The 18374-nt window shown below is 58.8% G+C and carries 15 protein-coding genes; 5 read left to right on the forward strand and 10 right to left on the reverse strand.

Translation table 11 applies throughout. The features are described 5' to 3' along the window. Positions 1-9: 9 nt before the first annotated feature. Both ACWGZX_RS03285 and ACWGZX_RS03290 read right to left on the reverse strand, forming a co-directional pair. Positions 10-1215 carry an efflux RND transporter periplasmic adaptor subunit gene (locus ACWGZX_RS03285; protein WP_452627275.1) on the reverse strand — a complete coding sequence of 402 codons (1206 nt, stop codon included), beginning with the start codon at positions 1213-1215 and terminating at the stop codon, positions 10-12. Between the two features lie 49 nt (positions 1216-1264). Continuing rightward, on the reverse strand, positions 1265-2545 hold the full coding sequence (locus ACWGZX_RS03290) for a TolC family protein (protein ID WP_452627276.1): 1281 nt from the start codon (positions 2543-2545) through the stop codon (positions 1265-1267). A gap of 475 nt (positions 2546-3020) precedes the next feature. On the opposite strand from ACWGZX_RS03290, the gene ACWGZX_RS03295 reads away from it, so the two are divergent. Beyond that, positions 3021-3695, forward strand: coding sequence for a heavy metal response regulator transcription factor (locus ACWGZX_RS03295; RefSeq protein WP_452627277.1), 675 nt, complete (start codon positions 3021-3023; stop codon positions 3693-3695). Continuing rightward, a complete protein-coding gene (locus tag ACWGZX_RS03300; RefSeq protein WP_452627278.1) occupies positions 3692-5101 on the forward strand; it encodes a heavy metal sensor histidine kinase in 1410 nt (469 codons plus the stop codon). The genes ACWGZX_RS03295 and ACWGZX_RS03300 overlap by 4 nt, the downstream gene beginning before the upstream one ends. Before the next feature lie 213 nt (positions 5102-5314). On the opposite strand, the gene ACWGZX_RS03305 is transcribed toward ACWGZX_RS03300, so the two are convergent. From ACWGZX_RS03305 to ACWGZX_RS03330, 6 genes are read right to left on the reverse strand one after another with little or no spacing between them, the layout of a single operon-like run. Next, complete coding sequence (locus ACWGZX_RS03305) at positions 5315-7057, reverse strand: ABC transporter substrate-binding protein (protein ID WP_223520377.1); 1743 nt, start codon at positions 7055-7057, stop codon at positions 5315-5317. 47 nt (positions 7058-7104) lie between these two features. Further along, positions 7105-7377 (reverse strand): DUF2160 domain-containing protein, encoded by a 273-nt coding sequence (locus ACWGZX_RS03310; RefSeq protein ID WP_452627279.1) that lies wholly within the window; start codon positions 7375-7377, stop codon positions 7105-7107. Between the two features lie 10 nt (positions 7378-7387). Then, positions 7388-8188: a carbohydrate ABC transporter permease gene (locus ACWGZX_RS03315; RefSeq protein ID WP_007946968.1), complete on the reverse strand. Its 801-nt coding sequence runs from the start codon at positions 8186-8188 to the stop codon at positions 7388-7390. Between the two features lie 8 nt (positions 8189-8196). Next, positions 8197-9063: a carbohydrate ABC transporter permease gene (locus ACWGZX_RS03320; protein WP_452627280.1), complete on the reverse strand. Its 867-nt coding sequence runs from the start codon at positions 9061-9063 to the stop codon at positions 8197-8199. Continuing rightward, on the reverse strand, positions 9060-10157 hold the full coding sequence (locus tag ACWGZX_RS03325; RefSeq protein ID WP_452627281.1) for an ABC transporter ATP-binding protein: 1098 nt from the start codon (positions 10155-10157) through the stop codon (positions 9060-9062). Before ACWGZX_RS03325 ends, ACWGZX_RS03320 begins: the two co-directional genes overlap by 4 nt. After that, positions 10157-11251, reverse strand: coding sequence for an ABC transporter ATP-binding protein (locus ACWGZX_RS03330; protein ID WP_452627282.1), 1095 nt, complete (start codon positions 11249-11251; stop codon positions 10157-10159). Before ACWGZX_RS03330 ends, ACWGZX_RS03325 begins: the two co-directional genes overlap by 1 nt. 383 nt (positions 11252-11634) lie before the next feature. Here ACWGZX_RS03330 and ACWGZX_RS03335 point away from each other — a divergent pair, with 383 nt between their 5' ends. Further along, positions 11635-13482 (forward strand): sigma-54-dependent Fis family transcriptional regulator, encoded by a 1848-nt coding sequence (locus tag ACWGZX_RS03335; RefSeq protein WP_452627283.1) that lies wholly within the window; start codon positions 11635-11637, stop codon positions 13480-13482. A gap of 198 nt (positions 13483-13680) precedes the next feature. Here ACWGZX_RS03335 and cysS read toward each other — a convergent pair whose 3' ends face one another. Both cysS and ACWGZX_RS03345 read right to left on the reverse strand, forming a co-directional pair. Then, positions 13681-15063, reverse strand: a complete 1383-nt coding sequence (cysS, locus tag ACWGZX_RS03340; protein WP_452627284.1) for a cysteine--tRNA ligase — start codon at positions 15061-15063, stop codon at positions 13681-13683. A gap of 14 nt (positions 15064-15077) precedes the next feature. Next, the gene (locus ACWGZX_RS03345) at positions 15078-16775 is read right to left on the reverse strand and encodes a glutamine--tRNA ligase/YqeY domain fusion protein (RefSeq protein ID WP_452627285.1); all 1698 of its coding nucleotides are present in this window, start codon (positions 16773-16775) and stop codon (positions 15078-15080) included. A 250-nt stretch (positions 16776-17025) separates the two neighbouring features. On the opposite strand from ACWGZX_RS03345, the gene ACWGZX_RS03350 reads away from it, so the two are divergent. Further along, complete coding sequence (locus ACWGZX_RS03350) at positions 17026-17529, forward strand: peptidylprolyl isomerase (RefSeq protein ID WP_223520393.1); 504 nt, start codon at positions 17026-17028, stop codon at positions 17527-17529. After that, positions 17526-18278 (forward strand): UDP-2,3-diacylglucosamine diphosphatase, encoded by a 753-nt coding sequence (gene lpxH, locus ACWGZX_RS03355; RefSeq protein WP_452627286.1) that lies wholly within the window; start codon positions 17526-17528, stop codon positions 18276-18278. The genes ACWGZX_RS03350 and lpxH overlap by 4 nt, the downstream gene beginning before the upstream one ends. The last annotated feature ends 96 nt before the right edge of the window (positions 18279-18374 follow it).

Here is an 18374-nt window from a genome sequence, read left to right on the forward strand (position 1 = left end):
GGGGGCGGATCAGTGGGAGTGCTCAGCCGAGGCTTTGCCCAATTCCGATTTGAGAACAAAGCTGCCGACACTGGCGACTTGCACGCCAGGCTCCAACCCCTGGGTGATTTCCACCTGACCGGCCGCGCGACTGCCCAGCTCCACTGCTTGCGCCTTGAAGCCGTCGTCGGTGCGCACGAACACTGTGGGTTTGTCCTCGACCGTCTGGATCGCGGTTTCGGGCACGGCGACTTTGGCTTGTCGGCTGTCAGTGGCGACCAACGCATTCACGAACAACCCCGGACGCCACGAACCTTGCGGATTTTCCAGGGTGACGCGAACCGTTGCGGTGCGCGTCTGTTCGCCCAGTAAACTGCCGACGTAAGCCACGGTGCCGACGACTTCTGCCCCCAGCTCCGGAGCGCTGACAGAGACCGGTTTACCGACCTGTACCTTGTTCAAATCCTTGGGCGAAACGCCGAACGTCACCCACACCCGGGACAAGTCCGAGAGCGTGTAAGCAGCCGTGGTTTCATCGACCACCTCCCCGGGTGTCAGATGTTTTTCCACCACTACGCCGTCAAAGGGCGCACGCAATTCGTACCGATTGCCGCCGCTGGCGACCACGCTACCACTGAGTACGCTAATTTTCTGTCGGGCATTGCTCAGGGCGATTTCGGCCTCTTCCAACGCCTGACGGGCCTGGAGGAAATCCTGCTCGGGGGAAATCTTGTCCTGCCACAACTGCCGCTCACGCTCGAACGTGGTGCGCGCCAACGCCAGACGCCGCTGTGCGGCCGTCTGCTCGCTGCGCTGATCGGAAATCTGCTGGCTGGCGATCACCGCCAGCAACTGCCCCTTCTTCACCGACTGCCCGAGGCTGACCGACACCGACTCGACCACCCCCGGCACGCGAGGCACCAGGTGCGCGGTGCGGTCTTCGTCAAAGCGCACTTCGCCGGGGAACGGCAGGCCAAGACTGATGTTCTGCGCCTGTGCTTCGGCCAGTTGAATGCCGGCCGCCGTGATCTGTTCGTTGCTGAGTGTGAGGTGTCCTTCTTCGCTTTCACCTTCGGCATGTCCGCCGTCGGCTGATGCGCCTTCTTCAGCATGGTCGGCATGCTCCGACGCTTCATCGGCATGGGCGTCAATGGGCGAGTTACCCACCCACAACGAGCCGATACCAATGCCCAGGGTCAATGTCGCCACTGCGACCACGATCAGTTTTTTATCCATGGAAACTCCTCTGCGTCAGGCCATCGCGCAGTGATTTAAAAGATGAAATTCAGGGGCTGACGCCGAACGCGCCGAGATCGCCGAAAATGCGTTCGATGCGCACCCGCGCGTCTGTCGCTTCGGCAACGGCCTGGATGTATTGGGTGCGAGCACTGATCAGGGTGCGCTGGGCGTCGAGCACGTCGAGGAACCCGAACTTGCCCATTTCGAAACCGCGCGTAGCGCTGTCGACCGCACTTTGCGCGGCGGGCAGAATGGTCTGGTGGAACGCTTTGACTTCGCCGTTGGCGGTCTGCCATTGCGCAAGCGTGGTCTGGATTTCCGTGCGCAAGCGCAGTTCGGTGGCGTTGCGCAGATCCCGCGCCTGGTCGGTGCGCCGCGCCGCCGCCAGCACGTTGCCCTGATTGCGATTGAACAGTGGGATCGGCATCGATAGCCCGACCACATTCACTCGCTCGCGATCCAGTTCGCTGTACTGGCTGCCGACACTCACAGTCACATCAGGAATCCGCTGCGTCTTCTCCAGCGCCAATGAGGCTTCACGCTGGTCGATCTGCAATTTGGCCAGACGCATCTCGGCGGTCTCCTTCAGCCGCTCCAGCAAACGGGTAGGCGGCGGCATGGCGGGCATGCCTTGAGTGGCCGTTTGCACAATGGTCAACGTCGGCAACGGTGCGCCCATGACCTGCGCCAATTGCTGGTACGCGTTAGCCTGATCGCGCTCGGCGCGGCTCATTTCCAGACGCACTTCCGACAGTTGCACCTGCGCTCGCGTGCCTTCGACCGGCGATGATTTGCCCGCCTGGATGCGGCCTTGCGCCACCCGCAGCCCCTGCTCGGCCAGCTCCAGTGACTGGCGGGACAACTGCAAGCGCTGCTGCGCCGTTTGTGCGCTGGAGAACGCCTGAATCACATCGGCGCGCAAAGCGTTGCTCCTGCGCTCCAACTCGATTCCGGCGGCATCCTGCGCACGGCTGGCGACATCGATCCGCGCACCGCGTTTGCCGCCCAGTTCAATTGGCTGGCTGAGCATCACCGTGGTGGTTCGCGACTCACTCCGCGTGTCTTCGGCCTCCCACGACACTTCGGGGTTGGGAATCAAACCGGCCTGCTGTCGATCCCCTTCGGCTATTCCGATCTCCCATTGGGCGGCCGCCAACTCAGGGTTACCGGCAAATGCCGTTTTCAGGGCCTGATCCAGTGTCAGTGTCGAGCCGGACGAAACAGCCGCCAGACATGGGCCGGCCAGTAACAAAAAGCAGGTGGCCGTTACCACGTTTGCTGTTTTTTTCAGGCGTGAGCACGCCGTCAGTTCTCTTAAACCGGGCAATGGAATACTTCCTTTTTAAATCAAGAAAATTCAATGTCGTCACGGTAGAGCTTTGAACTTATCGACAAGGTGACTGAAACATTACAAATGCGTTATCCAGCACTCCAGCAAGTTATTTTGCTCTAACATGCAAAGTATGAAAATCAAAACAGCAATACAACGAAACAAATACCCTTGTTTATCCGCCGAACAGTAGTTGCCTATTTAAATTCCATGAGGATGTAACATTTTTGACACGACTCTCTGCGACTGGCTGTCGCAGAGCGCCGCTTTCATGGCCCAAGATGGCGGGTTTCAGTTGACTCTGTAGCTACTACAGACTTTACCCTGCACGCCTTGATCCGGAGAAATCACTGTAGGACACCAAAAAGCAATTAACTAATCTCTATAAAAACCGTCCGGAAGCCCTTACAAAAACAACAACTTTCCCGACCACCTTAATTACATATCCTTTAAATAAAAGTGGTGATTGATCATGCGAATCCTTGTCGTCGAGGACGAGCTTAAAACTGCCGAATACTTACATCAGGGACTGACAGAAAGTGGTTATATCGTTGATCACGCGGCCAATGGAACCGATGGACTGCATCTGGCACAACACCAGGTTTACGACCTGGTAATACTCGACGCCAATCTGCCGGAACTGGACGGTTGGGGCGTACTGGAACAACTGCGCCGCACCCGCTCTACTCGCGTGATGATGTTGACCGCACGCGGTCGTTTGGCTGACAAGATTCGCGGCCTGGATCTGGGCGCCGACGATTATCTGGTCAAACCGTTCGAGTTCCCCGAATTGCTGGCACGGGTGCGTAGCCTGATGCGCCGCAGCGAAAACATCCCGGTGCCGCAAGTACTCAAAGTTGCCGATCTGGAACTCGATCCGGGGCGTCATCGCGCCTTTCGTGGCGAGCAGCGCATCGACCTGACCACCAAGGAGTTCGCCCTGCTGCATCTGCTGATGCGCCAGTCCGGCGAGGTGCTCACCCGCACCCAAATCATTTCGCTGGTGTGGGACATGAACTTCGACTGCGACACCAACGTGGTCGAAGTCTCGATCCGGCGTTTGCGGGCGAAAATCGACGACCCGTTCGACAACAAGTTGATTCACACCCTGCGCGGTGTCGGTTACGTGCTGGAAGCGCGGGAATGAAGCCGGCGAGCCTGTCGCTGCGCCTCGGTCTGACGGTCAGCATTGTCGGGGCGCTGCTGGTGGTGTTCCTGGCGATCCTCGCTTATTTCACCCTGACCCACGAGCTGAACGCAGTATCCAGAGACGGCCTGGAAAAGAAGATGGAGCAAGTTGAACACAGCCTGGCGCTGTACTCCGATCCCGGAGACATCAGTTCGAAGCCGCACATCTTGCTCGACCAGGTCATGGGGCATGACAACCTCACTCTGACCATTTACGAGCGCAGCAATCTGCGCGCACCGCTATTGAAGTCCGGCACCGGCATGGCCGATCCGCGCCTCGAACTGAAGGCGGTGCGGGCGGCCACCGATCAGTTGGCTTACTCCACCAGCACCGACGCTCAGGGCACGAAGTTCCTAACAGCCTCCAGACTGATCCGCATCAAGGACGGCACCCGTGTCCCGGTGCTGTTGTCGATGGACAATGCTCACGATCAGGCGTTGCTCAGCGCTTATCTGCGTTCGACGCTGATGGCTTTGCCGTTACTGCTGATTTTCATCGGTCTCAGTGCCTGGGTGGCGGTGCTGCGAGGTCTGGCACCGATGCGCGAGTTTCGCCAGGTGGCGGCGATGGTTTCGACGCAGGACCTCGACCATCGACTCTCGGTGGTGAACATGCCACAGGAACTCAGTGAACTGGCGCAAGGTATCAATTTCATGCTGCACCGCCTCGACAACGGCGTGCAGCAGTTGTCGCAGTTCTCCGATGATCTGGCCCATGAGCTGCGCTCGCCGATCAACAATTTGATGGGCAAGGCACAGGTAACACTGTCTCGGGAACGCACGACTCAGGAATACAAAGATATTTTGGTGTCGTGTACCGAAGAACTGGAACGCGTCGCGCGAATAGTCTCGGACATGCTGTTTCTGGCGCAAGTCAGCCAGCCCGCGGCGCTTACGCCTTTCGAGCTGATTGCGCTGGAAGATGAAGCCCTGAAAGTCGCCGACCTGTTTTCCCTTTCGGCGCAGGACAAGCAGATTCATTTGACTGTGGTGGGCAGTGCTCGGGTGAAAGGCGACCGGTTGATGATCCAGCGGGCGATCTCGAACCTGATGTCCAACGCCCTGCGTCACTGCCCGGCCGGGCAAACGGTTTCGCTGCTGATTGAACAAGGGGCGACAGAGGTTTCACTGCTGGTCGGCAACCCCGGTGCAGGCATCGAAGCGCAGCATCTGCCGCATCTGTTCGACCGCTTTTACCGCGTCGACCACAGCCGCTCGCGCGCGCAGGGCAGCACCGGGCTGGGGCTGGCTATTGTGCGTTCGATCATGAGTTTGCATCAGGGGGTGGCGGAGGTTAAGAGCATGCCGGGGGCGATGACGGTGTTTCGGTTGGGGTTTCCTGCGATTGAGGGGGCGGTGCACTGAGGTATCAGACTTGAGATTTCCGCTGTCGGGGCCGGCCTCTTCGCGGGCAAGTCGAATCGTCGCACCGCCGCTCCCACAGTGATCACCGTCGTCCGCAGAATGTGTGAACACCACTGAAACCTGTGGGAGCGTGGCTTGCCCGCGATGACGGACTATCAGGTACAAATAAAAACGGCACCTTTCGGTGCCGTTCGCCTTTCTCAGTGCAGAAGCTTACTTAGGCGCGTTCGCCCACGACTTCAGCAGCTCGTTGTAGTTCACGGTTTCACCCTTAGGCTTCTCGTTCGCCAGTTTCGGCTTCGGTGCACCCGGTTGATCGAACCAGTATTGCGCATCGCGCTCGGGGTTCATTTTCGGTGCGCAGGTGGTTTGCGCTTTCGAACGTTCCAGGCGGGACATGATCGCGTCCTGATCCTTGGCCAGACCGTCCAGCGCCTGTTGCGGGGTTTTCTCGCCGCTGGCCGCTTCGGCGATATGGCTCCACCACAGTTGCGCCAGACGCGGATAGTCCGGCACGTTGGTCCCGGTCGGGGTCCATTGCACGCGGGCCGGGCTGCGGTAGAACTCCACCAGGCCACCGAGTTTCGGTGCCAGGTCGGTCATCGCTTGCGAGTTGATGTCCGACTCGCGAATCGGTGTCAGGCCGACGATGGTTTTCTTCAGAGACACGGTTTTCGAGGTCACGAACTGCGCATAGAGCCAAGCGGCGAGTTTCTGTTTCTCAGGTGTGGACTTCAGGAACGTCCAGGAACCCACGTCCTGATACCCAAGCTTCATGCCCTCTTCCCAGTAGGGACCGCGCGGCGACGGCGCCATGCGCCATTTCGGTGTGCCATCGGCATTCACGACGGGCAGGCCCGGCTTGGTCATGTCGGCGGTGAACGCGGTGTACCAGAAAATCTGTTGGGCAATGTTGCCTTGGGCCGGCACCGGACCGGCCTCGGAGAAGGTCATGCCCGCCGCTTCCGGTGGCGCATAGGCCTTGAGCCAGTCGACGTATTTCTGGGTGGCAAAGACCGCCGCCGGCCCGTTGGTGTCGCCGCCGCGGGTCACGCTGGAGCCCACCGGGTGGCAGTCCTCGACCCGAATGCCCCACTCGTCCACCGGCAAGCCGTTGGGAATGCCCTTGTCGCCGGCACCGGCCATGGAGAACCAGGCATCGGTGAAGCGCCAGCCCAGGGACGGGTCTTTCTTGCCATAGTCCATGTGCCCGTAGACCCGCTTGCCGTCGATTTCCTTGACGTCTTCGCTGAAGAATTTGGCGATGTCTTCATAGGCTGACCAGTTCACCGGCACGCCCAATTCGTAGCCGTACTTTTCCTTGAACTTGGCTTTCAGCTCCGGCCGCTCGAACCAGTCGGCGCGGAACCAGTAGAGGTTGGCGAATTGCTGGTCAGGCAGCTGATAGAGCTTGCCGTCCGGGGCCGTGGTAAAGGAGGTGCCAATGAAGTCCTTGATGTCCAGCGTCGGCGAGGTGAAGTCCTTGCCTTCGTTGGCCATCAGGTCGGTGATCGATTCAGTCTTGCCGTAGCGGAAGTGAGTACCGATCAAGTCCGAGTCGTTGACCCAGCCGTCATAGATGCTCTTGTCCGATTGCATCACGGTCTGCAGCTTTTCCACCACGTCGCCTTCCTGCAGCAAGTCGTGGGTCAGCTTGATGCCAGTGATCTCGGTGAAGGCCTTGGCCAGGACCTTTGACTCATATTCGTGGGTGGCGATGGTTTCCGAAACCACTTTGATACTCATCCCGCGAAACGGCTGCGCCGCCTTGATGAACCACTTCAGTTCTTCCAACTGTTGATCGGCTGTCAACGTGGATGGCTTGAATTCACTGCCGATCCATTTCTTCGCAGCGTCTTCATAGGCGTCGGCCCAGGCCGCAGCGCTCAACCCACTGAGTGCCAGCATGGCTGCCAATGAAATGCTATGTCGCAGCTTATTGTTTTTGTCGAACATAGAGACCTCCTGTTTGAATTTCGGAGCAACATTGCCGAGCGATTCGACTAGCCCCAACGCATCACAGCCAACAGCCACACCAGGGACAACGCGGACGCTACCCAGATGCTCCAGTCGGTGACGCCAATTACCAGCAAATGCAGGTAGGCGCTGCCGAGAAGACCGATAAACAGCCGATCGCCACGGGTGGTGGCAATCGGCAAGAAACCTCGCTTGAGAATGCTCGGCGAGCGCAACTCCCAGGTCGTCATGCCCACCAGAATCAGGCCAATGACGCAGAAGAACGCTGCCGTAGGGCCGGTCCAACTCATCCATTCCATCATCAGCTCCTCATACCCGACCCAAGGCAAAGCCCTTGGCCACGTGGTTGCGAACAAACCAGATCACCAGCATGCCCGGCAGGATGGTCAACACCCCTGCCGCCGCCAGCACGCCCCAATCGATGCCCGACGCCGAAACCGTGCGGGTCATCACCGCAGCAATCGGCTTGGCATTGACCGACGTCAGCGTGCGCGCCAAGAGCAATTCAACCCAGGAAAACATGAAGCAGAAAAATGCCGTGACGCCGATGCCGGAGCCGATCAGCGGGATAAAAATCTTCACGAAAAACTTGGGAAAACTATAGCCGTCGATGTAGGCGGTTTCGTCGATTTCCTTGGGAACACCGGACATGAAGCCCTCAAGAATCCACACCGCCAACGGCACGTTAAACAGGCAGTGAGCCAAGGCCACCGCGATGTGAGTGTCAAACAGGCCGATTGAGGAATACAGCTGGAAGAACGGCAACAGGAACACCGCCGGCGGCGCCATGCGGTTGGTCAGCAGCCAGAAGAACAGGTGCTTGTCGCCGAGGAAGCGATAGCGTGAAAACGCATACGCCGCCGGCAGTGCCACGCTCAAGGCAATCACCGTGTTCAGGCTCACGTAATACAGCGAGTTGAGGTAACCGGTGTACCAGGCCGGATCAGTGAAAATCACCTTGTAGTTATGCAAGGTGAAATCCGCGGGGAACAACGTCAGTCCGCCGAGAATTTCGGTGTTGCTCTTGAACGACATGTTCAGCAACCAGTAGATCGGCACCAGCAGGAACAGGATGTAGATCAGCAGCGGAATAAGCTTTCTCTTGCTCATGGCGGGCCTCAGCGGTTGGCGTCAGAGTGAGTCATGGCGGTGTAGAACAGCCAGGACACCAACAGGATGATCAGGAAGTACACCAGCGAAAACGCCGCTGCCGGCCCCAGGTCGAATTGCCCTATCGCCATCTGGGTCAGCGTCTGACTCAGGAACGTCGTGGCATTCCCCGGGCCGCCACCGGTCAGCACGAACGGCTCGGTGTAAATCATGAAACTGTCCATGAACCGCAGCATCACCGCGATCAACAGCACGCTTTTCAGCTTGGGCAACTGGATGTGCCGGAACACCGCCCAGGCCGAGGCCCGATCAATCCGCGCCGCCTGGTAATACACGTCGGGAATCGCCCGCAATCCGGAGAAGCACAACAGCGCCACCAACGACGTCCAGTGCCACACGTCCATCACCAGCACCGTGACCCAGGCGTCCATGGTGTTCGCCGCATAGTTGTAGCTGATGCCCATGGCTTTGAGGCTTGCCCCCAGCAGGCCGATATCGGCGCGGCCAAAAATCTGCCAGATCGTGCCGACCACGTTCCATGGAATCAGCAACGGAATCGCCAGAATGATCAGCACCAGCGACGACCAGCGCCCCTTGGTTGGCATCGTCAGGGCGATGGCAATACCCAGCGGGATTTCGATCAGCAGCACGCAACCGGAGTAGATGAATTGCCGCAACAGCGAGTCATGCAGGCGCGGATCGAGCAGCACTTGCCTGTACCAGTCGGCGCCGACGAAGTAGCGGCTGGACTGGTCGAAGATGTCCTGCACCGAATAGTTGACCACCGTCATCATCGGGACCACAGCGCTGAAGGCCACCAGCAGGAACACCGGCAACACCAGCCACCAGGCCTTGTTGTTTTGCACCTTGTTCATGGCAGTGTCTCCAGCAGGTATTCATCGGCATACACCATCAACCACTGCGCCGGAAAACTGATGTACGCCGTGCCTTCGGGCACCGGTTTGTCTTCGGCCAGGCGCACTTTCAACGGCGCGCCGTCGAGGTTCAGGGTCAGGATCTTGTAGGTGCCGAGGTCTTCGATGTGCACGACCTGTGCCTTCATCGCGTCATCAAAGGGCTCTTCCCACACGTGCACGAACTCCGGACGGATGCCAACCTTCAGGGTTTTGCACTCGGATTCAGCGATGCGTTTCTGTTGAGCTTCAGACAACGGTAGATGCGTCGAGGCGAAACCCACGCCCCCCGGTTGCGGCTTGACCTCGATCAGGTTCATCCCCGGGCTGCCGATGAAATAGCCGACAAAGGTGTGGCTCGGCCGTTCGAATAATTCTCGCGGCGTACCGAATTGCACGATTTGCCCGCCGTACATCACGGCAATTTTGTCAGCGAAGGTCGAGGCCTCCAGCTGATCGTGAGTGACGTAGACCATGGTGATGTTGAACTGCTCGTGGATCTGCTTGAGCTTGCGCCGCAGCTTCCACTTCAGGTGCGGGTCGATCACGGTCAGCGGTTCGTCGAACAGGATCGCCGAGACGTCATCGCGCACCAGCCCACGGCCCATGGAGACTTTTTGCTTTTCATCGGCGGTGAGGTTACTGGCCTTTTTGCTCAGCAGCGCCTGAAGGTCCAGGACCTCGGCAATTTCTTGCACCTTGCTGTGAATTCTCGCTTCGGCCATGCCCTGATTGCGCAGTGGAAACGCCAGGTTATCGAACACCGTCATGGTGTCGTAGACCACCGGGAACTGAAAAACCTGGGCGATGTTGCGCTTCTCCGGCGTCAGGTTGTTGACCGCTTTGCCGTCGAACAACACATGCCCCTGAGAGGGACTGAGCAGTCCGGAAATGATGTTGAGCAAGGTTGACTTGCCACACCCCGAAGGCCCGAGCAACGCATAGGCGCCGCCTTGTTCCCAAACGTGGTCCATCTCGCGGATCGCATAATCCTCGGGTCCGGCCGGGGTTTTGGTGTAGCTGTGGGCGAGGTTCTGCAAACGGATTTCGGCCATCAGGCAACCCTCGCAATACGGCGGCCGGGCGCCTGGATCAAACGCCCCTGCGCATCGAACACAAACAGTTTATGGGTCGGGATATAAATGCGAATTGGCGCATCAACGTCGTATTCGTGAACGCCGGGCAAGTGCAGTACCAGCAAAAAATGCTCGTTACGCACATGCAGGAAGGTTTCCGAACCGCTGATCTCTGCGACCTCTACGGTCACGGCCAACTCCAGATCATCGTCGTTGCTCGGCACCAGCGAGATGTGGCTCGGACGCACGCCAAAGCGGAACTCGCCTTCACCCACCGGCCGCAGGTCGACGTTCAACGGGAAGTGCACGAAATTGGCGAAGCTGACTTCGTTACCGGCAATGCGCCCCGGCATCAGGTTGATCGGCGGCTCGGAAAACAGTTCCGCCGCCAGCACGCTTTGCGGCTGGTGATACACCTCGGACGACTTGCCGCTCTGGATCACCCGGCCTTCGTGAAGAATGGTCGTGGTGCCGCCCAGCGCCAGGGCTTCGTTGGGTTCGGTGGTGGCGTAAATCGCGATGGTGTGCCGCGCCTTGAACAGCTCGCGCATTTCCTGGCGCAGTTCTTCGCGCAGCTTGTAATCGAGGTTGACCAGCGGCTCGTCGAACAGAATCAGCTCGGCATCTTTGACCAGCGCGCGTGCCATGGCCGTGCGCTGTTGCTGGCCACCGGAGAGTTCGAGGGGATGACGCTGGAGGAACTTCTCGATGCGCAGCATCTTCGCGGTTTCCAGCACTTTGCTCTGGATCACTTCATTGGAAACACCGCTCTGGCGCAATGGCGAGGCAATGTTTTCGAAGACGGTCATGGTCGGGTAATTGATGAACTGTTGATAGACCATCGACACGTTACGCAGCCGCACCGGGCGCTGGGTGACGTCGACGCCATTCATCAGGATGCGGCCGCTGTCGGGCTTGTCCAGACCGGCCATCAGGCGCATCAGACTGGTTTTGCCGGACAGCGTGCGCCCGAGCAAGACGTTGAAGGAACCGGGTTCAAAACTCAGGCAGGCATCGTCGATCCAGGTCTGGCCCTCGACGGTGCGGCTGACGTGTTCCAGGGTTAATGACATGGCTCGGCCTTTTTTATTATTTGGAGTCAAGCGACCGGAGCTACAGAGCGACTTTCGTGCCAAAAATTGCAAGCCTTTGATCTGGCTTGAAAATCCGTAAGTGAACGGAGTCATCGCTTTCGTTGCTGAACAGAAATGAACAACCGCGACTGAACAACTGAACAATCCAGCCGTTGACAATGAACAATAGTGAACAACACTCTACGGACTGTTCACGCGCCCTGTAGGAGCCCGGCTTGCCGGCGATGGCGTCATCAAAATCGCCATCGCCGGCAAGCCGGGCTCCTACAGGCCTGTGGCGTGTCAGAAACATCACGTGAGAGTTTCGACGTGGTGGGTACCCCCCATAAAAACAATAAAAGCTTGCTCAGAGATCGACTGCCATGGCCGCACCCGCCTCGCCGCTCTCCCACGACGCCGTCATTCAGGACTCCTGGTCCCGCTGCCGTGCGTTCGGCCTCAACCATCAGAGCGTCCCTGCGTTCGATCAACTGCCGGCCGAAGGCATCGCGCAATTGCTGGAGAGCCAACATTCGCTGGTGCAGACCACACACCAGGAAGTGCTGCCGTATTACGAAAACATCCTGAGCAATTCCAACTGCCTGATCATGCTCGCCGACAATCAAGGCCAGGTCCTGACGTCATGGGGCACCCAGCGGTTTATCGAGCCGAGTCTGACCCGAGGTTTCAGCGCCGGCGCCAGCTGGATGGAGCGTTGCAGCGGTACCAATGCTATCGGCACCGCATTGGCCTGCGAGCAAGCCGTGCACATCGAACACGATGAACACTTTCTGAAAGCCAACCGTTTCATGACCGGTTCCGCCGCGCCGATTTTCGATGCCGAGCGCAAAGTCATCGCGGTGCTGGATGTGTCCAGCGACAGCTACCTGCCGCCGTCGCACACCTTGGGCATGGTCAAAATGATGAGCCAGACCGTGGAAAACCGGCTGATTCTCAACCTGTTCCATGGCCAGCATTTTCAATTGACCTTCAACACCGGGTTGAACAACCTCGACAGCCAATGGGCCGGGCTGTTGATCTTCGATGAGACCGGCCAGGTGCTGTCCGCCAACCGTCGGGCCGACAATCTATTGGGCATCAGCCTGTCGCGAGTCAGCATCGAGAGCCTGTTCAAGGTCTCGTTACTGGAACTCCTGAACCAGCCCGACGGCCTGCCGTTCGCCCTGCAAGCTTCGGGGCGCAACCGCTTTCAATGCCTGTTGAGGCGGCCGAAACTAGTGCCGATTCAGGCGCGACTGTTTTCTGAACCCAAGAGCGCCGAGCCGGCCGTGGCGGCACCCGAAGCAATCAGCCTCAACACCTTGCACTTCGGCGACAGCCGCGTGGAAAAAGCCGTGCGTCAGGCCGAACGTCTACTGGAAAAGGACATTCCGCTGTTGATCCACGGGGAAACCGGGGTCGGCAAGGAAGTGTTCGTCAAAGCCTTGCACCAGGCCAGCTCCCGCAGCAAAAAACCGTTCATTGCCGTTAACTGTGCAGCGATCCCCGCCGAACTGGTGGAATCTGAGTTGTTCGGCTACGAGAAAGGCGCGTTCACCGGCGCCAATCAGAAAGGCAGCATCGGCCTGATCCGCAAGGCCGACAAAGGCACCCTGTTCCTGGATGAAATCGGCGACATGCCGTTGCCGACTCAGGCTCGGTTATTGAGGGTCTTGCAGGAACGCTGTGTGCAGCCGGTGGGCAGTAGCGAGCTGTTCCCGGTCGATATCCGGATTATTTCGGCGACTAATCGTGCGTTGCGCGAGCAGGTGCAACTTGGCCGCTTTCGTGAAGACTTGTATTACCGCATTGGCGGCTTGACCCTGGAATTGCCGCCGCTACGGGAACGTAGCGACAAGCAGGCGTTGTTCAAACGCTTGTGGGAGCAACACCGCGAGCCGACGCAGTGGGCCGGGTTGAGTCGTGAAGTGTTGGAGTTGTTCGGCCGTCACCCGTGGCCGGGGAATTTGCGTCAGGTCAGCAGCGTGATGCAGGTGGCGCTGGCCATGGCCGAGGAGCAACCGGTGCGACCTGAGCATTTGCCGGATGATTTTTTTGTCGATCTGGAGATGGAACCGGTGGATTCGCCGGAGACTTTGGCGGTGGATTTGAATGATGTTGAGGATTTGAATCGGCAGTTGCGGGCGGCTGGGGGGAATATTTCGTATCTGGCGCGGCGGTTAGGGGTTAGCCGTAATACCCTTTACAAGCGGTTACGCCAGACTGAATGATGGGTTGGCCGGACGGGCCCCTTCGCTGGCAAGCCAGCTCCTACAGTGTCCGTGGTGTACGTAATTTTGGCGAACGGCGCGACCTTGTAGGAGCTGGCTTGCCAGCGAAGACGCCAGCCCTGTCACCGCAGAATTAGCGAACAGCCCTTAAAAACAAAACCCGCACTTGGCGGGTTTTGTTTTTAAGCATTACATCTATCAGTCAGCCAAACGCCAGGTCGTGCCACCCTTCCCATCTTCCAGCACCACGCCCATGGCGGTGAGCTGGTCGCGGATGCGGTCGGATTCAGCCCAGTCTTTAGCCGCACGCGCCGCCAGACGTGCTGCAATCAGCGCATCAACTTCAGCCGCATCAACACGGCCTTCAGCGCCGGCCTGCAAGAAGTCATCGGCCTCAAGCTGCAACACACCCAGCACGCTAGCCAGTTCTTTCAAGCGCGCTGCCAGACCCGCCGCTGCATCCAGATCGCTCTCGCGCAGGCGGTTGATCTCGCGCACCATCTCGAACAGCACTGCACAGGCTTCCGGCGTACCGAAGTCGTCGTTCATCACTTGGGTGAAGCGCTCGACAAAGGCTTCGCCGCCAGCCGGGGCCACGTTCGGCAGGCCTTTCAACGCGTGGTAGAAACGCTCGAGTGCGCCTTTGGCGTCCTTGAGGTTGTCTTCCGAGTAGTTGATCGCGCTGCGGTAGTGGCTCGACACCAGCAGGTAACGCACGACTTCCGGGTGGTACTTTTCCAGCACGTCGCGAATGGTGAAGAAGTTGTTCAAGGACTTGGACATCTTCTCGCCATTGATGCGAATCATGCCGCAATGCATCCACGCGTTGGCGTAGGTCTTGCCGGTGGCCGCTTCGCTCTGGGCGATTTCGTTTTCGTGGTGCGGGAACTCGAGATCACTGCCGCCGCCATGAATGTCGAAGGTCTCGCCCAGGCAGCAGGTCGACATCACCGAGCACTCGATGTGCCAGCCCGGCCGTCCGTCGCCCCACGGCGACGCCCAGCTCGGCTCGCCCGGCTTGGCGCCCTTCCAGAGCACGAAGTCCAGCGGGTCCTGTTTGGACTCGTCGACTTCGATCCGCGCGCCGATGCGCAGGTCTTCGATTTTCTTGCGCGACAGCTTGCCGTAACCCATGAACTTGGCGACGCGGTAGTACACGTCGCCATTGCCAGGGGCGTAGGCGTAACCCTTGTCGATCAGGGTCTGGATCATCGCGTGCATGCCGGGGATATGCCCGGTGGCGCGCGGTTCCATGTCCGGCTTTTTGATGTTCAGGCGTGCTTCATCTTCGTGCATCGCCGCGATCATGCGCTCGGTCAAGGCTTCGAACGACTCGCCGTTCTCGTTGGCCCGATTGATGATCTTGTCGTCAATGTCGGTGATGTTGCGCACGTAGGTCAGGTCATAACCGCTGAACCGCAACCAGCGGGTCACCAGGTCGAACGCGACCATGCTGCGGCCGTGGCCCAGGTGGCAGTAGTCGTACACGGTCATCCCGCAGACGTACATGCGCACCTTGTTGCCATCCAAGGGTTTGAAAACTTCTTTGCTCTTGGTGAGCGTGTTGTAGATCGTAAGCACGTTAAATCCTTGAATCACTGGCCCCAGGAGTCACGCAGGGTCACGGTACGGTTGAATACCGGAGCGCCCGGTTTCGAGTCCTTGATATCCGCGACGAAGTAGCCTTCGCGCTCGAACTGGAAACGGTCTTCCGGCTGTGCATTGCCAAGCGAAGGCTCAGCACGACAACCGGTGAGCACCTGCAGCGAGTCAGGGTTGATGTTGTCCAGGAAACTGGCGCTGTCTTCGGCCTTCTCAGGGTTGGCCGAACGGAACAGGCGATCGTACAGGCGCACTTCGCACTCGACGCTGGCAGCGGCCGGCACCCAGTGCACTACGCCTTTGACCTTGCGGCCTTCAGGGTTCTTGCCCAGGGTTTCCGGGTCGTAGGAGCAACGCAGTTCGACGATGTTGCCATCGGCGTCCTTGATTGCTTCGTCGGCACGAATCACGTAGCTGCCGCGCAAACGCACTTCACCGGCCGGTTCCAGGCGCTTGTAGCCTTTTGGCGGCTCTTCCATGAAGTCTTCACGGTCGATGTAGATTTCACGGGCGAACGGCAGAGCGCGCATGCCCATGTCTTCTTTCGGGTGGCACGGCAGTTCGAGGTTTTCGACCTGGCCTTCCGGGTAGTTGGTGATCACGACTTTCAGCGGACGCAGCACGCACATGGCACGCGGGGCGCTGTGGTCGAGGTCGTCACGGATGCTGAATTCGAGCATGCCGAAGTCAACTACGCCGTCGGACCGATTGGTGCCGATCATTTCGCAGAAGTTGCGGATCGATTTCGGCGTGTAGCCACGGCGACGGAAGCCCGACAGCGTGGACATGCGCGGGTCGTCCCAGCCATTGACGTGCTTCTCGTCCACCAGCTGCTTGAGCTTGCGCTTGCTGGTGATCGTGTAGTTCAGGTTCAGGCGGCTGAACTCGTACTGACGCGGGTGCGCTGGCACGGGCAGGCTGTCGAGGAACCAGTCATACAGCGGACGATGGCTTTCGAATTCCAGGGTGCAGATCGAGTGAGTGATGCCTTCGATGGCGTCCGACTGACCGTGGGTGAAGTCGTAGTTCGGGTAGATGCACCACTTGTCGCCGGTCTGGTGGTGGTGAGCGTGACGGATGCGATACATGATCGGGTCGCGCAGGTTCATGTTCGGCGAGGCCATATCGATCTTGGCCCGCAGCACACGTGCGCCGTCCGGGAACTCGCCAGCACGCATGCGAGCGAACCAGTCGAGGTTTTCTTCCACGGAGCGATCACGGAACGGGCTGTTTTTGCCCGGCTCGGTCAGGCTGCCACGGTATTCCTTGGCCTGCTCCGGGCTCAGATCGTCGACGTAGGCCTTGCCGGCCTTGATCAGTTCAACGGCCCAGTCGTGCAGCTGGTCGAAATACTGCGAGGCGTAGCGCACTTCACCGGACCATTCGAAGCCCAGCCATTTGACGTCGCTTTCGATCGCGTCGATGTATTCCTGGTCTTCCTTGGCCGGGTTGGTGTCGTCGAAACGCAGGTGCGTGACGCCGCCGAATTCCTGGGCCAAGCCGAAGTTCACACAGATCGACTTGGCGTGACCGATGTGCAGGTAGCCATTGGGCTCAGGCGGGAAACGGGTGACGATCTGCGTGTGCTTACCCGAGTCCAGGTCCGCCTGGATGATCGGGCGCAGGAAATTGACCGGCACGGCAGGGCCGGTCTTGGCATTCGAGGTAGGGTCGACAGTGGGCTTGCTCATAGGATCCTTGAACGTACAAGTGCGCGGCCGGAAGAAGGGCCAGATAAAACAAAGCCGCTATCATAGCCGATGCTGTCAAGCAGCTGACAGAGCGCGCCTGCAAACGGTCGTATTTAATCGGTCGCAAATGAAAAACAGCCTCGAAATTCGCGCCTGTCACGCTAAACTGCCCTCCTTGGCCAAAAAAGGCTGAACAGGTGATGGGCCTTAATGTCCCAACATCCACGAATTCCTTGAAAGAGTAGTAATCATGACCCAAGTCAAACTGACCACCAACCATGGCGACATCGTCCTGGAACTGAACGCTGAAAAGGCCCCGATCACCGTGGCCAACTTCATCGAGTACGTCAAAGCCGGTCACTACGAAAACACCGTTTTCCACCGCGTCATCGGCAACTTCATGATCCAGGGCGGCGGTTTCGAGCCAGGCATGAAAGAAAAGAAAGACAAGCGCCCAAGCATCCAGAACGAAGCTGACAACGGCCTGCCGAACGTGAAATACAGCGTTGCCATGGCGCGCACCATGGAGCCGCATTCGGCGTCCGCCCAGTTCTTCATTAACGTGGCTGACAACAGCTTCCTGAACCACAGCGCCAAGACCACTCAGGGCTGGGGCTACGCCGTGTTCGCTAAAGTGGTTGCAGGCGAAGAAGTTGTCGACAAGATCAAAGGTGTTTCCACCACTATGAAGGCCGGCCATCAGGACGTACCAGCAGAAGACGTGATCATCGAGAAAGCCGAGATCATTGAGTGATACTGCTGATTTCAGACTTGCATCTGGAAGAGGAGCGCCCGGACATTACCCGGGCGTTTCTGGATTTGCTCGCCGGACGCGCCCGCTCGGCGAGTGCGTTGTATATCCTGGGCGACTTTTTCGAGGCGTGGATTGGCGACGATGCCATGACGCCCTTTCAACGTTCCATCTGCCAAGCCCTGCGCGAACTTAGCGACAGTGGCACGGCCATCTTTTTGATGCACGGCAATCGTGACTTCATGCTCGGCCAGGCCTTCTGTAAACAGGCCGGCTGCAGCTTATTGAAGGACCCGAGTGTCGTGCAGTTTTACGACGAGCCGGTGCTGCTGATGCACGGCGACAGCCTCTGCACCCGCGACGAAGCCTATATGAAGCTGCGTCGCTACCTGCGCAACCCGATTAGCCTGTTCATCCTGCGGAACTTGCCGCTGCGCACCCGGCACAAACTGGCGCGCAAGCTGCGCAGTGAAAGCCGCGCCCAAACGCGGATGAAGGCCAATGACATCGTCGATGTCACGCCGGAAGAAATTCCGCGGATCATGCAGGAATACGGCGTGAAAACCTTGATCCACGGCCATACCCATCGCCCGGCCATCCATAAGTTGCAGTTGGGTGAGCAGGCGGCCAAGCGCATTGTGCTGGGGGATTGGGATCGTCAGGGCTGGGCGTTGCAGGTGGATGAGCAAGGATTTGCCCTGGCACCGTTCGACTTTGCCCCGCCACCGCAACTTGCAGCCCCCACTAGCTAACTGCCGAACACAAAACCCCTTGTGGGAGCGAGCCTGCTCGCGAAAGCGGATTCACATTCAACATCTTTACTGACTGGTCCACCGCTATCGCGAGCA

This window comes from Pseudomonas sp. CLCA07 (genome assembly GCF_053615335.1).

Excerpts from the sequence above, each read along its gene's own strand:
- ACWGZX_RS03315 (WP_007946968.1), bottom strand. The coding sequence starts at position 8,188 with ATGAGCAAGAGAAAGCTTATTCCGCTGCTGATCTACATCCTGTTCCTG.
- ACWGZX_RS03295 (WP_452627277.1), top strand. The coding sequence starts at position 3,021 with ATGCGAATCCTTGTCGTCGAGGACGAGCTTAAAACTGCCGAATACTTA.
- ACWGZX_RS03335 (WP_452627283.1), top strand. The coding sequence starts at position 11,635 with ATGGCCGCACCCGCCTCGCCGCTCTCCCACGACGCCGTCATTCAGGAC.
- ACWGZX_RS03350 (WP_223520393.1), top strand. The coding sequence starts at position 17,026 with ATGACCCAAGTCAAACTGACCACCAACCATGGCGACATCGTCCTGGAA.
- ACWGZX_RS03285 (WP_452627275.1), bottom strand. The coding sequence starts at position 1,215 with ATGGATAAAAAACTGATCGTGGTCGCAGTGGCGACATTGACCCTGGGC.
- ACWGZX_RS03325 (WP_452627281.1), bottom strand. The coding sequence starts at position 10,157 with ATGGCCGAAATCCGTTTGCAGAACCTCGCCCACAGCTACACCAAAACC.
- ACWGZX_RS03310 (WP_452627279.1), bottom strand. The coding sequence starts at position 7,377 with ATGGAATGGATGAGTTGGACCGGCCCTACGGCAGCGTTCTTCTGCGTC.
- ACWGZX_RS03330 (WP_452627282.1), bottom strand. The coding sequence starts at position 11,251 with ATGTCATTAACCCTGGAACACGTCAGCCGCACCGTCGAGGGCCAGACC.
- ACWGZX_RS03305 (WP_223520377.1), bottom strand. The coding sequence starts at position 7,057 with ATGTTCGACAAAAACAATAAGCTGCGACATAGCATTTCATTGGCAGCC.
- ACWGZX_RS03320 (WP_452627280.1), bottom strand. The coding sequence starts at position 9,063 with ATGAACAAGGTGCAAAACAACAAGGCCTGGTGGCTGGTGTTGCCGGTG.
- ACWGZX_RS03345 (WP_452627285.1), bottom strand. The coding sequence starts at position 16,775 with ATGAGCAAGCCCACTGTCGACCCTACCTCGAATGCCAAGACCGGCCCT.
- ACWGZX_RS03300 (WP_452627278.1), top strand. The coding sequence starts at position 3,692 with ATGAAGCCGGCGAGCCTGTCGCTGCGCCTCGGTCTGACGGTCAGCATT.